This is a genomic window from Enterococcus wangshanyuanii (assembly GCF_002197645.1).
In the GTDB taxonomy this organism is placed as follows: Bacteria; Bacillota; Bacilli; order Lactobacillales; family Enterococcaceae; genus Enterococcus_L; species Enterococcus_L wangshanyuanii.
In genome coordinates this window covers 2,405,618-2,421,786 of sequence record NZ_CP021874.1, presented here as the reverse complement: position 1 = coordinate 2,421,786, position 16,169 = coordinate 2,405,618, and the positions used below count along the sequence as shown (strand labels likewise).

Annotated in this window: 16 protein-coding genes; 14 read left to right on the top strand and 2 right to left on the bottom strand. The window is 36.2% G+C overall.

What is annotated here, in order from left to right; translation table 11 throughout:
* Positions 1 to 21: 21 nt before the first annotated feature.
* The 14 genes from CC204_RS11945 to CC204_RS11880 all read left to right on the top strand — a co-directional run bounded on the left by CC204_RS11945 (position 22) and on the right by CC204_RS11880 (position 14,661).
* On the top strand, positions 22 to 2,529 hold the full coding sequence (locus CC204_RS11945) for an ATP-binding protein (RefSeq protein WP_227011128.1): 2,508 nt from the start codon (positions 22 to 24) through the stop codon (positions 2,527 to 2,529).
* 20 nt (positions 2,530 to 2,549) lie between these two features.
* Positions 2,550 to 4,439, top strand: coding sequence for a CD3337/EF1877 family mobilome membrane protein (locus tag CC204_RS11940; RefSeq protein ID WP_088270082.1), 1,890 nt, complete (start codon positions 2,550 to 2,552; stop codon positions 4,437 to 4,439).
* Positions 4,432 to 5,526 (top strand): lysozyme family protein, encoded by a 1,095-nt coding sequence (locus CC204_RS11935; RefSeq protein ID WP_088270374.1) that lies wholly within the window; start codon positions 4,432 to 4,434, stop codon positions 5,524 to 5,526. The genes CC204_RS11940 and CC204_RS11935 overlap by 8 nt, the downstream gene beginning before the upstream one ends.
* An 11-nt stretch (positions 5,527 to 5,537) precedes the next feature.
* Positions 5,538 to 6,086, top strand: coding sequence for a hypothetical protein (locus CC204_RS11930; protein WP_088270373.1), 549 nt, complete (start codon positions 5,538 to 5,540; stop codon positions 6,084 to 6,086).
* Positions 6,087 to 6,233: 147 nt separating this feature from the next.
* The gene (locus CC204_RS11925) at positions 6,234 to 6,524 is read left to right on the top strand and encodes a TIGR04197 family type VII secretion effector (protein ID WP_088270372.1); all 291 of its coding nucleotides are present in this window, start codon (positions 6,234 to 6,236) and stop codon (positions 6,522 to 6,524) included.
* Positions 6,521 to 6,874, top strand: a complete 354-nt coding sequence (locus CC204_RS11920) for a DUF3958 family protein (RefSeq protein ID WP_088270371.1) — start codon at positions 6,521 to 6,523, stop codon at positions 6,872 to 6,874. The genes CC204_RS11925 and CC204_RS11920 overlap by 4 nt, the downstream gene beginning before the upstream one ends.
* The gene (locus tag CC204_RS11915) at positions 6,864 to 8,297 is read left to right on the top strand and encodes a T7SS effector LXG polymorphic toxin (RefSeq protein WP_088270370.1); all 1,434 of its coding nucleotides are present in this window, start codon (positions 6,864 to 6,866) and stop codon (positions 8,295 to 8,297) included. The genes CC204_RS11920 and CC204_RS11915 overlap by 11 nt, the downstream gene beginning before the upstream one ends.
* Positions 8,291 to 8,632 carry a DUF3969 family protein gene (locus tag CC204_RS11910; protein ID WP_088270369.1) on the top strand — a complete coding sequence of 114 codons (342 nt, stop codon included), beginning with the start codon at positions 8,291 to 8,293 and terminating at the stop codon, positions 8,630 to 8,632. Before CC204_RS11915 ends, CC204_RS11910 begins: the two co-directional genes overlap by 7 nt.
* Before the next feature lie 184 nt (positions 8,633 to 8,816).
* On the top strand, positions 8,817 to 9,017 hold the full coding sequence (locus CC204_RS11905; protein WP_088270368.1) for a DUF3173 family protein: 201 nt from the start codon (positions 8,817 to 8,819) through the stop codon (positions 9,015 to 9,017).
* 4 nt (positions 9,018 to 9,021) lie between these two features.
* Positions 9,022 to 10,191 (top strand): site-specific integrase, encoded by a 1,170-nt coding sequence (locus tag CC204_RS11900; protein ID WP_088270367.1) that lies wholly within the window; start codon positions 9,022 to 9,024, stop codon positions 10,189 to 10,191.
* 189 nt (positions 10,192 to 10,380) lie between these two features.
* Positions 10,381 to 11,211, top strand: coding sequence for a metal ABC transporter permease (locus CC204_RS11895; RefSeq protein ID WP_088271712.1), 831 nt, complete (start codon positions 10,381 to 10,383; stop codon positions 11,209 to 11,211).
* Between the two features lie 237 nt (positions 11,212 to 11,448).
* Entirely contained in the window at positions 11,449 to 12,273 is an 825-nt protein-coding gene (purR, locus tag CC204_RS11890; RefSeq protein ID WP_088270366.1) for a pur operon repressor, read from the top strand.
* Positions 12,274 to 12,440: 167 nt separating this feature from the next.
* A complete protein-coding gene (locus CC204_RS11885; protein WP_088270365.1) occupies positions 12,441 to 13,589 on the top strand; it encodes an ArgE/DapE family deacylase in 1,149 nt (382 codons plus the stop codon).
* Positions 13,590 to 13,710: 121 nt separating this feature from the next.
* A complete protein-coding gene (locus tag CC204_RS11880; protein WP_088270364.1) occupies positions 13,711 to 14,661 on the top strand; it encodes an alpha/beta hydrolase in 951 nt (316 codons plus the stop codon).
* Between the two features lie 140 nt (positions 14,662 to 14,801).
* On the opposite strand, the gene CC204_RS11875 is transcribed toward CC204_RS11880, so the two are convergent.
* Together CC204_RS11875 and CC204_RS11870 are read right to left on the bottom strand one after the other, a co-directional pair.
* Positions 14,802 to 15,221: a DUF2000 domain-containing protein gene (locus tag CC204_RS11875; RefSeq protein ID WP_088270363.1), complete on the bottom strand. Its 420-nt coding sequence runs from the start codon at positions 15,219 to 15,221 to the stop codon at positions 14,802 to 14,804.
* A gap of 16 nt (positions 15,222 to 15,237) precedes the next feature.
* Positions 15,238 to 16,053, bottom strand: a complete 816-nt coding sequence (locus CC204_RS11870; protein WP_088270362.1) for an AraC family transcriptional regulator — start codon at positions 16,051 to 16,053, stop codon at positions 15,238 to 15,240.
* Positions 16,054 to 16,169 lie beyond the last annotated feature (116 nt).

Below are 16,169 nucleotides of genomic sequence, written 5' to 3'. Positions count from 1 at the left end.
ATTTTTTAAGGGAGGGATATTTTGAAATTACAAAGTTCATTAGGTAAAATTTATAAAAATTTGCTGATAACAAAAACAAATGATGTGTGGGCGTATTATAAAGTACCATTAACGGATATGAGTTCAAGAAATGTCAATAAGCAAGAGGACTACAAACGAAAGCAAGAACAATTTTTTGCTGGTCTATCAAAGTATAAAGACATTGATATTCAAATTAATCCATTTTCTATGAATATAGAGAAGCGGTTTGAAGAATTTTCAAGAGAATATGATCCACAATTCTTTGATTTAGCAAAAAACATGGAAGAACGCTCCATTGCGATGATCGAAAAAGAACTGAAGCAATTAACAACCGAAAATTATTATATTGGTGTGCGAATTAATGGTGTGGGTTCAGCTCGTACATTAAAAGGCAAGGTACAAGAAGTCTGTGAAGGGGCAATCGCTAAAGTTTTGTCTAGCAGTGGCTATCAACTAGCGATTGATAAAGAGTTTTTAGAGCGGTATGCAGTAACCGAGGAAGTCTTATTTCAACATATGGGTATGGTCAATGCTTCTCGTGTGTCAGGTGATGAAATGGCTCATTTTTACAATTACCATTACATACGAGGGACGAAAGAATCTATGAGTGTAACGAGTGAACTATCAAGTAACTATAGCATTACTGATACTGTCCTTGATCCAAATGAACACGCTGGAATTATTGAAATGCGTTCAAAAGCAGGCTTAAAGTATGTTTCGTTCTTACCTATCGCAAAATTCAAACCAAATTTAAGAAAAAATCATGTGGTTCAGTTATCACAAGAATTACCATTTCCAGTTGAATTTCATTTAAAGGGGCATTTTGAACCGTTAAAAGGCGGTGGCGGTATTGAAAATAAGAAAGAACGTTCCAATCGAAAATTAAAAAATGTGGCTCGTGAATCTTATGAGGGGGGCGATCAGGAAAGTAAAAAAGGCAAGTTAAATCGCTTTATGTTGCGTGATTTAGAAGAAAAAATAGACAATAAAACACCTATTTTAAAATGGATTGCCTGTTTTGCGGTTTTTGGTGACACACCTAGTGAATGTCAAAAGCGATCGTCAGCCGTTATTAATTTAATTGATTCTGCCAAAGTGGAAGTCGTCAATGGAACAGCCGATCAAATGAAGCTATTTCATAAATATTTACCAGCCGAACCGTTGTTTAATACGAAAGATTGGCTACACTATACAACCGTTGAAGGGTTGTCAGAAATGATGATCGGCTTAGATAATCGAGTAGGGGATAATATCGGTTTTCCAATTGGGTGTGTAAGCAATCTGTCAAACGTGAATGGCAAACGAGTAGAGGAAATAGCGAAGGCATGCCGAAAACGTGTGTTGTACAATCCGTTTTTAGCTAGTGAACAAGTATTAGGGAAAGTGTCTGATAGTCCGCATATTGCGATTACTGGACCGACAGGGGGCGGTAAATCATTTCTTGCGAAATTCTTATTTGTATTGAGTAGTTACATGAAAGGTCGGGGATTATATGTTGATCCTAAGTCCGAGTACAAAAAATGGATCATGCGAGTGATAAATAATAAAAAGTATCAGAAAAAATATCCATTGTTTATTTCCTATTTGAAAGAGTACCACTTTGTCACGCTTGATCCAGATAAAAAAGAAAATTGGGGCGTACTTGATCCTATTTGTTTCTTAACTGGTGCAGATGCAAAAGATACAGCAGAATCTATTTTTGAACAAATCTATGACTTTTCAGATAAAGAGGATGCACGTGTGGAAATGTTGCGGAATGTGAAAAAAGTGATTGCAGAGCGTGAAGCGGGTGAAAAAGTAGGTCTAATGCATGTCATTACACGAATGAAGCAATCGAATAATGAAGAAGTGAAGAAAAGTGGTAATGCTTTATTTGAAATTGTAGAAGGCAGTACATTACAGTTAGCATTTTCTTATGGTGATACAGAAGGGTTGAATTTAACAAATAAGGTAACGATTTTAGAAATTGCTGGATTAAAATTGCCGAAAGCAACGGATGATCCCAGAAGTTATTCAGCAGTACAAAAGAAAAATATTGCATTGATGTTGCCTTTAGGGAAGTTCTGTGAACAATTCGGAAAGCGTGACTATGCGGAACACACGTATGTTGCCTTTGATGAAGCGTGGATATTCACGGTTGCTCGCGGGGGATCAGATGTTGTAGCCGATATGCGAAAAGTCGGTCGATCACAAAATAATCAATTAATTTTAATTACACAATCGATTCGTGATGTCAATACGGATGATGAGAGCGGAAACTTCGGTCGTATTTTTGCGTTTGATAAAACAGATGAACGAGAGCTGATTTTAGAACATATGGGCTTAGAAGTGAATGAGGATAACTTAGACTGGTTAGCCACTATGCCAGCAAGACATTGTCTGTATAAAGATTTGTACGGTCGTGTGAATCGTATTCTAGTGTATTGTCCGTTTGAAGAATTAATTGAAATGTTCAAAACAGTTGAAGAAACAACAACAGGTCGATCAGAAGAAATGTTCGCTGCTTAAAAAAGAAAGGAGGATATTTGTTGATATTACGTGAATTTTTTGATGATAAATCCATACAAAGTCTATTTTCTTTTGAAGGCTCGTTTTGGGGGTTTGGCTTAGATGAAAAAGGAATGGGCATGTTACATTCTGTGTTAACTATTCCTTTTTCTTTAGCAAAAATGCTCGCAAACATGGTCGATACAGCGATTGAAAAATTATATACGCTCAATCTACTAAGTGAAAGTGTGGATAGTATTTTAACAACAGCGCAAAGCATTTGGAATCAATTTTTCAATATGTTTGGGCTGTTTTTCTTTGCAATGGTCATTATGTATGTGGTGAAAGATTACTACTTTAAAAGTGGCGGACGTGCGTTTGTCCGTCTATTTATCTTTTTTGTTATCTTAGGGTTTGGGAACGGCTTTTTCTCTAATGGTGGTCAAACGATTAAAGATTTTAACGCTATTAGTGGTCAACTACAAGCCGATTTAACAGCAGTGGTTTCACCTGATATTTCAGAATTGAACAATTCGTTGTATAAGGAGCTTGGCGGTGAAGGCAAACAAACAAGTACAGATTCGATACGAAATAGTTTTTATACAATGACCGTGTTAAAACCGTGGGCGTTGATTAATTTTGGTAAAACAGATATTAAAGCTGATAAGTATAAAGAGTTTTTAGTTGTCAAAGGAGAAGATAAGAAAGCTAAAAATGAAAAAATAGAGAAAGCGATCAAAGAATCGAGCGAAAATAATTATTATATGAGTTCAGATAGCTTTCATGAAAAATTCTTTATTGGCTTAACAACCCTTGTGAATGTCATTGTCTTAGGTGCGGTGGTCTTAGTGATTTCCATTTTGAATCCGTTATTGCAGTTGCTGGCATTGTTATTGATCTTAGTGTTTCCAATTCTGTTGGGTATTTCCTTATTTCCAGACAAAGAAGATGTCGCAAAAAATGGCGGTGCCTTGTTAGTTGGGATTTTCTTTTTCAAAGGATTGTTAGGCTTAGGCTTTGGTTTAGTCTTTCTATTGTTTGATTTAGTGGATCGTTTCTTTGGTGGCGCAAATTTAGATTCGTTTTTACTCAGTTTTGTACTAAAAGCTGGGGCATTACTTATTATTTGGCGAAAACGGAATACCATTATGAATTTAGCGAAAGGAAATAAGGTTAGTGTTAGTGAGCTAGGTTCTACGAAAGACTTTTCTAATGAAGCGGATTTCTTTAAAAATGGACGAAAAAGCAAGCGGACTCAACGAACTGGTATTGATGAAATACCGGATGAATTGGAACCATCAGGAACTATTCCGAGAAATTATAGTGATTATGAGCATGTTGGGGCAAGAGATGATGCGATTTTAAATAGTACAGTAGATAATTTGTCAACAGATCGTATTTATCATGAACAATCACCGAATGAATTATCAGGAATGAACCACATGTCTCAATCGGAAACGTCAACTTGGGATAGTATCTCAATGGATGGATCAGATCAAGCAACAACGAACCTATCGGAACTTTCTAATGATATGGATAGTGTTGTGATTCCTCAAAGTGGAACGCCTTATTCGTCTATACCGTCACATTTAATGCCCGAAGATGATGAGGATGTAAGAAGCCGTCTTAGAGCAAATCAACATAATCCTTACGCAAGTATTGTACTAGATAATGAAGATGAAGAAGAACTTCAAAAACGAATGGCGCAATCTGGCGTGTATTCTTATGAACAAGAAAATGAATCGTTTGATCCAATTTCTTCTTATCAAGAAGAACCACCAGCAATGAATGAGTATAAAGATCATGTGTCTTACAATCAATCAATACCAGATTTACGGATTGTAGACGAAGCATATTTTGAAAGCTTAGATCGTGAATTGTCTGGTTTACGTGGGGATTCGATAGATGAGGGTGAACAACTGTATGCGTAAAACGATAAAAAGAAAAGTGATTGGCTTGTTTGTAGTGGTAAGTTTTTTTAGCTTACCTCTACTTTCATTGTTGGGTGGTGGGAGTGAAAAAGAATATCAGGCTAGTGATGAATCGACAGGCTCTATTAATTTGTCACCAGAGGTGTTGCTTCACCGTCCAATGGTTGAAAAGTATGCAAAACTAGAAGGGATTCCGAATGAAGTAGATACATTACTTGCGATTATGATGGTTGAAACTGGTGGTCGTGGGCGTGATGTGATGCAAAGTAGTGAAAGTATGGGGCTACCAGTCAATACATTAGATGTAGAACCTAGTATTGCACAAGGTGTGAAGCATTATAAAGGCTGTATTGAAGATGCTAAAACATTAGGCAATGATAAGTGGACGGCGGTTGCTTCTTATAACTTTGGGCGCAATTACAATAATTATGTTTCTAATAATGGACATAAGCATAGTACAGAATTAGCGGATAAATACAGTTTGACCGTTGTTGCGCCTTCGTTGGGAAATTCAACAGGTACGAGGTATTCGTACCCTAACCCTGTGGCAATCCCTTATAATGGAGGCTATTTGTATTTAAATGGTGGAAATTTCTTTTATGTGTTATTGGTTCAACAATATTTAACGTTAAATAGTAACGGCAGTGGTAGTGGAACAAATAGTGCGACTGGCTGGAAGAAAAAAGCGGTTGAATTAGCCTTAAAAGATGTCGGACAGTCATTTCCTACTGGCTGGGGTGGACGTGGTGAATGTATTGTAGCTGTTCAAGGATGGATCAATGGTGCAAAGGCTGGAACGTTTATTCCGGGAGGTGTTAGAACTGGTTATCTTCAATCGGGCGCAAAAGAAGTGGCTTGGAATCAAGCAAAATCTGGAGATGTCATTCAATATGAAAATTTAGGAAATCCAGATTTATTTGATACAGGCGTTCATACTATGTTGGTTGAATCGGTCAATAAAGACGGCACTATTAATATAGTAGAAAGTAATAATCCCGGTGGCTCTGGTTTAGTCGGACAACGAAAGGGAATCACGAATAGTGCGCCTAGTGGTTGGCGTGCAGTTGTATGGCGCTTTGCAGATTAGGAGGAAAAAAGGTGAATGTAAAAAATATGATTATCGGTATGGGGCTAGTGCTTGTTTGTGGTGTTTTGTTTTATCAACGATCAACAGCGCAAGACTTAAAAAAGCAAGTGGTAAAACAGGAGCAAACAATCAGTCAGTTAGAAAAGAAAGTGAAGGAAAAAGAATCGATTATTGAAGAACTACCAGAAGTTCAGGAAGAAAAGCAAAAAAATGATGGTCAAGTATTCAATGAACAGTTTTTAGAAGCCTACTTCACGTATAAAGATTTAGAAACTCGTGAAGCATTTAGTGTGCCAATGTTAACAAAAGCTTGTAGTGAAGAGTTAAAGCTAGGTGTCTATGATAAAGATTTTCCAGCAAAATCTTATCTTGTAAGTCATGAATCGTATTATGCCAATGAAAAAGAAAATGAACTGGTATCTCTAAATAGTGTGGAAGTCACAACTATTATGAATCAAGTTCAAACAACGACAACCTCAACCTATCGAATTAATTTAAAAAAAATTAGTGGAAATTGGTTGATCGATCATGTGGAATTTTTAGGAAGCCAAATGAAGTAAAAAAGTAATATTAACAGAATAGCCTTTCTTTGTTAAAGGAAGGTTATTTTATACATAATTAGTACGTCAAGTAAATAGTATCTATCCAAAAAAATGTCGTCATGATATTATTGTTGTATGAAATATCTATAAGAGGGTGAATAATTCATGACAATACAAAGTGATTTGGCTGGGGCTAGTCAAAAAGCTACTGCATTAAAGGGTGCAACAGATAAATTGATTCAATCAGCTTCGATTACTAAAGATACTCAAACGACCGTGGCAGGTAATACAAATGCACAAGAAGCAATCACAACAGCTCAAGAAACAGCTACAAAAATTGCACAAGCAGTTTTTCAAGCTTCCAGTAATCTTCAAAGCGTAGCAAAAGAGTTTGAGGCACTGGATCAAAAAGTAGCGCATACAATGGAGCAGTCTTTCGGGGGTCTGGGTAAATGAAGCAATTAGAAGTACTTCAAAAAGAAGAAAAAGAACTGTATGTAATAGAAGAAACAATTGAGAAAGAAGAAAAACAAGTAAAGCGGATAAAAGAAAGCTATGAACAACATTTTCATGAAGCACGTTATTTTTTAGATAATTTATGCTATCTATTCCATAAAAACGAGCAAAGTACATTTTATCAATCTTTGATGGATGAATATTCTCAAGAATCAAGGAGAATATTAGAACATTTAGAAATAGATGAAACAGAACTCCATGATCAAAAGAAGAGAATAGTAGACCTACTAGAGGATATCAATTATGAAAAAAGAAAATTATTAGTAGAGGAGGATACGAATGAGTATTGATATGTATGTTTCATCGTCTCAAAGTCAAGCTTCTAGCGTGTCTTCAATGTGTAAGGCGCAAACAGAAGGGTATCAAGCATTACAAAAAGCAATCACTGATTTTGTGGTCGCAAGTCCTTTCTTGACGGGGAAAGCTTATGATTCGGCTAAAGCTTATTTTAATACGGTGTTATATCCTTTGGCACAAGGGGGTATATTATTATCGGAAGCTGTTGAACAAGCCGTTAAGAAATTTCCAGAAGAATATATTTCTCAAGTGGATAGTGGCGATCTGAAACAATCAGAATTGGAAGAAAATATTCGTAAAGCAGATCAATTATTGAGTCAGGCGGAAAATATTCGTAGAGAATTACATTCGTCCAAAACACCAGATGCAACCAAAGCATTTCAGTTATTAGGAAATGCAGCGTTGATCGGCATGTATAGTGCGACAAAACAAAAACTAGAAGAACAGCTACAAAAATTGTTGGCATTTAATGGAAGTTCTCCTTCTATCTTTTCTGAAATCGCTAGTTTACAGCAAGCGGTCAATCAAGGATTGGCGCAAGCTAATACCGCTTGGAATGGGGCAACAGGAACGTTTATAGTGCCGAAAAATCTTTCGTGGAAAAATACGATCTCTGCGAAATGGGCAGAGTATGAAGAACGACATGCAGATAATTTAGAAGTGAAAAAAGTAACGCTTCAAAATGGCGAAACATTTTATGAAGTCTATAGAAACGGTAAACTAGATAAAGATGCAACGAATGAATTAGCAGTTGAAATCGCAAAAGATGATTTAAAATCATTAAAATCTTTTCTAGCTGGAGCAAGTTATCAGGTATTAGAAAACAATGGTGTAAAAGCGTTGTTGGATGGTCTTTTTGGAGAAAGAGATGTAAAAGACTCCCTGCAACAGCATAAAGGATATAATGAAGGTGTGTTTGTAGGAAACTTATTAGGTGTATTTCAGGCTGGAGCGGAATACGTCGGTGGTGCTATGTGGTTATTTGGTGGTACGGCTGGTAGTCTTGTAACCGCACCTGCAACTGGTGGGGCTAGTCTAGGTGCAATTCCAGCAGTGGGAGCAAATACATTAGGTGTTTGGGCGCATGCAACGGCTGTCGGTGGTATGAGTATCCAAAATATTATGAGTGGTGATAACTATAGTAATTTTGAAGTCAAAAATACGTATAATGGAATAAAAGATGCGCCACAATATCCAGAAGGGTTTACTGGAGTAAAAAATGGTACAAAAAAAGTTAAAGTAAATAATGGGTCAATCTTAGATGGATTAAGGCGAGTTGAAGCTGGAGAATGGAAAAAGGTATATAAAAATGGTTACGATAAATCAGGAAAGAGAATATCCATTCATTATTTTGAAAGTAAATCTGGTAGAGTGTTTAACGTAAAAGTGAAAGGAAAGTGGAGTACAGGATGGTAATTAATTTAGAAGATCAAAATACAACTGAAATATATTTGTCTATTGTCTCTTTAGGACTATTGAAATGCATTCAGGAAGGAATATTAAACTATGATGATGCGATGGCATTGTTGTATCAGCCTTTTAATATAGAAAAATTAGAAGCTAAGTTTCCTGAATTAGGTTCAGCGATTCACTTAGGCAGTGAATTAGAAGATGTTGCAAGCTTAATTCCTGAAAAATTAGAAACATCAATTAGAGAAATTGAAAAAATGAACAAGGAATTGATAATAAGTAATATAAATAAATTTAGGGAAGATGATGGACTAAACTCACCTATTTATGATATTAATTGATTAGGTATACGGAAATCTTTAGCAAAAAATAGCTAAAAATTTTCGTATACCTTTACTATTAGTAAAAAACCTAAAATAGATGAATTTTGTGAGGATTATTTCAACGATGGAAATTTTATAGAATAAGGAAAGAAAGGTATTGCTTAATTGCGATACCTTTTTTGTTTTATATGGAGGGAGTATAATGGTAGAAACATGTACAAAACAAGATTTGATGGCTAAAGGATACTGTGAATATCAGGCTCGATCAATCATAAAATCAGCAAAACAAGAAATGGCTAAAAGAGGATGCTCTTTTTATCTAGGTTCCAGAGTAGGACGTGTACCACGTTGGATTGTTGAGGAAATGCTTGGTTTTGAGTTTGAAACAGGAAAAGAGGTTTGATTCTATGGCTAGAAAATCAAATGTTTATAAAGATAATAATGGTTGGTATTTTAAAGCAAGTTTAGGTACTGATCCTATTACTGGAAAAAGAAGAACAAAAACTAAGAGGGGGTTTAAGACGGAACGAGAAGCAAAGAAAGCATATATGGAGTTTATGCTTTTGTGGGAATTTCAGCAAGAAGATGTAGAAGCACAAATGAGTGAGAATATGACTTTTAAGGAATTTACCGATACTGTATTTTTGCCGTGGTATCAATCACAAGTTAAACCGAACACTTACAACAGAAGGGTACTATATTTAAAAGAACGTTTTTCTATATTTAATGATAAAAACCTTAGAGAAGTTACTAAGTTGGAAGTACAGTTGTTTCAAAGTCAGCTAGTATCTGAAAATTTGAGTGGCAGCTATATAAATTTGCTGTTTTCATTAGGCGGTATGATCTGGGATAGAGCGAAAGTTTTTGATTTAGTGCAAGAGAATCCATTTCGTGAAGTCGGAAGAGTTAGAAACAATCCAAAAAAAATTAAGTTCTGGACGGTTAGTGATTTTCAAGATTTTGAAAGAAAAATATTTACACCAGAACTTGAAAGTAAAGTTATGGGAAAAAAGAATTTGGCTTATGCTGAATACTATGATTTTTTTCACTACTTATATTTTAGATTTCTATTTTTTACAGGTTTAAGGTTTGGAGAAAGTGCTACACTGCTTTGGGAAAATATGGACTTAGAGAATGGAAAACTAAAAGTTGAATACACTTTGGGGAATGTAGCTAAACATAAAAATGAACAATACATGTCGTCACCTAAAACAAAAAGTAGTGAGAGAGAATTGTATGTAGATAGTAAAACGTTAAAGTTACTTGGAATATGGAAAGATTATCAATCAAAAGTTGGAGGTATTGAGTTGGTATTTAGTCATGATGGTACATTTTTGGATCAAGGCTGGATATGGAAAAAGTTTAGAACTCTACAAGAAAAATTGGAATTACCCTATATTAGCGTGCATGACCTTAGACATTCTCATGCAAGTTTGTTGGTTTATCTAGGTGAGAATCCTAAGATGATACAGGAAAGATTAGGACATGCTAACATAGAAATGACTTTGGGAACATACTCTCATTTATATCCGAATCAGGATATAGAACTTGTGAAAAAACTAGATCAAGTAAATTAAAATTAATTTATCCTTGACTAGTATTTTTTATTCTGCTAAAGTATATCTTGCGTCATAAGTGTAACGATTACGATTTGTAAAGTTTAATCGTAAAGAAATAAACTGTGAGTTATTGTTCTCACGAATGTTCTCACGCAAAATAAAAGGCTTAGAAAGCCTTGTACAATAAGGAGTTGAACAAATTTGGAGATGCTTTCATATGAGTTCATGAGAAAAGCCTTTTTAGCGGCAACCTTTATTTCAGTGATTGCCCCAATGCTAGGTGTTTTTCTAGTCATCAGAAGACAATCTTTGATGGCAGATACACTATCTCATGTATCATTAGCGGGTGTTGCTTTAGGGTTCTTTCTAAATTGGAATCCGGATATCATGACGCTGGTGGTCGTGATCATTGCAGCAGTGATTTTGGAATATCTACGGATGATCTATAGCACATATTCTGAAATTTCGATTGCTATTTTGATGTCAGGCGGTCTAGCATTAGCGTTAGTACTGATGAATTTAAGTGGAGGGAATTCTGCGGCAAGTATCCAGTCCTATTTATTTGGTTCGATCGTAACGATCACTTGGCAGCAGGTCGTGATTTTAGCCGTTTTATTTGTTGTTTTAGTGGTCTTATTTTGTTTATTCAAACGACCAATGTATGTACTGACATTTGATGAAGACACGGCACATGTAGATGGTTTGCCGATCCATTGGATGTCTATGTTGTTCAACGTGATCACAGGAATTGCGATTGCGGTGATGATTCCAATTGCTGGAGCATTATTGATTTCGGCGATCATGGTTTTGCCGGCTGCGATCGGTATGCGGATCGGTAAAGGGTTTAATACAGTGATCATTATTAGTGTGATCATGGGATTGATTGGCATGCTAACAGGATTGACGGGCTCTTATTATTTAGAGACACCGCCAAGTGCCAGCATCACATTGATTTTTATCGGATTGTTTATTCTGGTCAGTGTATTTAAAAAAGTCATCGTTACGATGCAGCGAAATAAGAAAATGAGTCGAGGTTAATTACTGATTATTTTAGTGAGCATAGGAGGAAAAACGAAAGTTTTTTCTCCTATCTTCTTTTTTGTTTTCTAAATTGCGAACTATTTTTCATTTTTTTCAAAAAATGCTCGAATTTTTTCATCAAACACCTTATAATAGGGAACGATAGATTGAAAGGACGTACCATTAAATTTTAAGCAGGTATACTCATAAAGAGCATGACGAATAGATCTATAAAAAGAAAAAGGAGTGACGGATTTGAAAATTCGGAGAAGTGAGCGTTTGATCGATATGACGCAGTATTTGTTAGAGCATCCCCACACATTGGTTTCGTTGACTTATTTTGCGCAGCGCTATAAATCAGCAAAATCATCGATCAGTGAAGATTTGGCAATTATCAAAAAAACATTTAAAGAGCGTGGAACAGGGATTCTTGAAACGATTCCAGGAGCTGCTGGAGGCGTTCAGTTTATTCCTGAAATCCCATTTGAAGAGTCTAAGGAATTGGTTTTATCTTTGTGTGACCGCCTATCAGAACAAGATCGTTTGCTGCCAGGAGGCTACGTGTATCTTTCTGATTTATTGGGGCAGCCGGAATTGTTGCGTCAAGTTGGACGAATCATTGCTTCTAAGTATTTAGATGAGCAGGTGGATGCAGTAATGACTGTAGCGACTAAAGGTGTACCGATCGCTCAAGCAGTTTCTTACTATTTAAATGTGCCTTTTGTGATCGTGCGTCGTGATTCAAAGATCACTGAAGGATCAACAGTTAGTGTGAATTATGTTTCTGGTTCATCTGAACGGATCGAAAAAATGGAACTATCAAAACGCAGTTTGAAACGCGGTTCTAGAGTCTTAGTCGTAGATGATTTCATGAAAGGCGGCGGAACGGTCAACGGAATGAAGAGCTTGATCGAAGAGTTTGAAGCAGAGCTTGTAGGAATCACTGTTTTTGCAGAATCGAAATTTAACGGTCAGCGTGCGATCGAAGATTACACTTCATTGTTGTATGTGAAAGATGTCGATACTCAAACGAAAACGATCAATGTTGTTCCAGGAAATTATTTTAACGAAGAAAAATAGGCTGAAACTTGGTTTTACTTAAGTACAAAGGGTACTTAGTAAAGCCTTTTTTTGATTTAACAAAACCTTCAAATAGGTGTATAGTTGAGATGTAAATCGGAATATCCAACCTTTTTCCACACACAACGAAGAATCTTGGATGTATCTAACGAAAGAGGGCATACACAATGGAAAAACAAGAAAAAATTCAAATTTTGGAAGACCTTGTTGCAATCAAATCAGTCAATGGTAATGAAAAGGAAGTCGCAGAGTATTTAAGCAAGCTATTTAAAAAGCATGGGATCGATTCTTCCTTTTTAGAATATGCTAAGGATCGCGATAATTTGATTGTTGAAATCGGCAATCAAAAAAGTGAGAAGGTCTTGGCTTTTTCCGGACATATGGACGTTGTTTCAGCTGGAAATGCTGCAGATTGGACGTCAGATCCGTTTAAACCAGAGATTCGTGAAGGGAAAATGTTTGGCCGCGGCACTTGTGATATGAAGAGCGGTTTGGCAGCTATGGCAATTGCTATGATCGAGTTGAAAGAAGAAGAAGCTGATTTTGATGGGCGTTTACGGTTATTGGCCACAGTTGGGGAAGAAGTTGGTGAACTGGGAGCTGAACAGCTGACAAAAGAGGGCTATGTGGATGATGTAACATCAATGGTCATCGGCGAACCATCAGGATATGAAGGGATTGTTTATGCACATAAAGGATCGATCAACTTTAAGGTTTCTTCTCTAGGGAAAAATGCGCACAGCTCTATGCCGCAATTAGGTGTGAATGCGATCGATCATTTGAATGATTTCTACACAAGAGCCAATAAATTATTCCGTAGTGAAGTCCATACGGATGAAGTCTTAGGTGAGTTTATTTACAATGTGACGATGATTTCCGGTGGAGAACAAATCAATAGTATTCCAAGTGAAGCAAGTTTAGAAGGAAATATCAGAACGATTCCAGGGTACGATAATGATTTAGTTATCCAAAAAATGAATGAGTTGATCGATGAGTTGAATCAAAAAGAAAATTATCAGTTAACGCTAACGATTGAAGCAAATAAAATTTCGGTGAAAAGTGAAAAAAATTCTGATATCGCTAAAATTGCTCAACAAGTAGCTAAGAAACAAGTAAATGTAGATATTCCGATGGTCGGTGTATCTGGAACGACAGATGCGGCAGAATTTACCAAGGGCAAACAAGATTTTCCTGTGATTATTTTTGGTCCGGGCAATGAAACGCCTCATCAAGTCGATGAATATGTGGATGTCGATAATTATTTGGAAATGATCGATATATACAAGGAAATGGCTATGGTTTATTTAGCGAAATAGTTTAAAAAATGCAGACAGAATTCTATTTAGTTCTGTCTGCATTTTTTATAAAGCGTACTATTTGAACTAGTTATGATATGGGCTTAAGATGAAGGTATAACAGTGGAAAGAAGGTAGCCATATGGTAAACAGAATTTCTTTAGAACAATCAGCACTTGAATTTAGTGAAGCGAATGCAAAAGAACCATTTATCTATCAGCTCCCAGTTAATGACGCACGTGATTTACTTGAAGAGGTCCAAAGCTCGCCGGTGGAAAAACTTGAAGCTGACATCGATGATCAGCAATGGAATCTAGGCGATCATGGGACGATCAATGTACGTACTGTAAAACCAAAAGAGGCAAAAGAAAAACTTCCAGTGATTCTTTATGTCCATGGTGCGGGTTGGGTATTAGGCAGCGCTCATACACATGATAAATTAGTTCGGGAATTAGCTGTTCGGACGAATTCTATTGTGTTCGTTCCAGAATATGATCGTTCTCCAGAAGCAAAATATCCAGTAGCGATCGAGCAATGTTATGCAACATTATTGAAACTAGTAGACGACGCTAAAGATGAATATGATACGAGTCGATTGACGATTGCAGGCGATAGTGTCGGCGGTAATATGGCGACAGTTTTGACTATGCTGGCAAAAGACCGGAAAGGTCCTAAAATCAGCCAACAATTATTGTATTATCCAGTGACAAATCATTCGTTTGATTCAGGCTCATACAATCAATTTGCTGAAAATTATTTCTTGGCAAAAGATGGAATGAAATGGTTCTGGGACAATTATCTTCCAGAAGGACAAGATGCTACGATCAAAACGATTTCTCCATTACAAGCAACGAAAGAAGACCTTGAAGGACTACCTGCTGCAATGATTTTAAATGGTGAGGCAGATGTATTGAGAGATGAAGGAGAAGAATACGCCCGTCACTTACGTGATGCAGGTGTTGATGTCACACAAATTAGATTCCAAGGAATGATTCATGACTTTGTCATGGTCAATTCAATGGATCAAAGCAATGCGACTCGAGCTGCGATGGATGTATCGACAGACTGGATCAATAAACGGAATGCAAAATAATAGTTTCTTAAAATAATAAGGAAGGCTAGCTCCCTAAATCACTAAGATCGGGAGCTAGCCTTCTTTTTGTTTTTAGCAGTAAAAAATGTAACAGTAGAACTAAATCAATTAGCTTGTAGTCAAAAACCATTGGGTGATTCTTAACGTAATAAAGGCAAACTGCCTGTCAGTTTATTGATTAATTTTTTGCTCCCTCGAAGGCATAAGCCGTAATAATGTATCTGCTCAGGAATCGTTTTCCTCATATTCTCAGTATAAATTTCATAAGAGCCGCAGGTTTGAGCAACATCAGAAAATCCGATCACGGTCAAACTTGAGTAGCGTTCATCGTTTAAGATAGCTCTAAGATCGCTCAATGCCTCTTTAGAGGATTTTAAAATAGGAATCGGATAATTCACGATCCCCAGATGTTTTTGCTCATTGTTATCATAAATATCCGCGCCGATCCCATCGGGAAACTCTTTTCCTAAAGTAGCTCCTAATATAGCAGTCGTATTAGCAATCAAGCCTAGCGGCAATGCTTCATCGATCAGCATCACACACTTTTGTTCTTGTGTCATAGCGTACATCCTCTCTTTAAGCATTAAAAATATTTTGATACATTTTTGGCGTAATACCGATTTGAGCTTTGAATACTCGGGTAAAATGACTTTGATCACTAAAACCAGTTTCTATAGCGATTTCAGTGATAGAAATGTCATCTTTTAGACATTCTTTTGCTTGATTGATCCGTGTGGTGATCAAATATTGGAAAGGTGTTAAACCAAAATATTTAGTAAATAGCCGAATAAATGTATATTGATTCGTTTCTGCTAATACACTCAATTCAGCAAGCGAAAGCTTTTGTGCGTAGTTTTGTTCAATGAATTCTTTTGTTTCATTGAGTTTGTGTGGAATAGTCTGATGTTTCGATTCTTCAAGGCTTGAATAACTTGATAGTAAATCATTCAACAGCAAGGTAAATAATTCTTCGATTTCAAAAGCATCATTTGACCGTTCATTCATCAGCCGTTCGTGTAATTGTAAAAACAGTTGATTTTCTTGCGTTGTTTCAGGAACAGTTACGGTGAAGAGCGGATTTTTAGTTAATGATAGTCGTGCGTGCACATGTTTTTCCATGATCTCAGGACGGATATGTAGGTTTCGATAGATCAGCGGCTTACCATCTATGGATTCACATTCATGGTTATCATATGGATTAAAGAAAATAAAGTCTCCTTCTTTAAGAATATACTCTTTATTTTTACAAGATAATTTTCTGCTGCCTTTTTCGATATAACCAATCACATAGTAATCATGGAAATGATTGGGAAATTTTTGCTGGATACCGTCAAAGACTAGCGCTTCGATTTCAAGTTGTGAGTTATAAACGATTTGTCTGTTTTCTAGCATAGCATTCTCCTTTGTAGATCAAGAATAGCATAAGTCAAAGCTAAAATTATAGAATAATATTGATGAAATAAGTGAATTTTTCCGTATCTGTTTTATAGTATTCCAAAAAATTTATG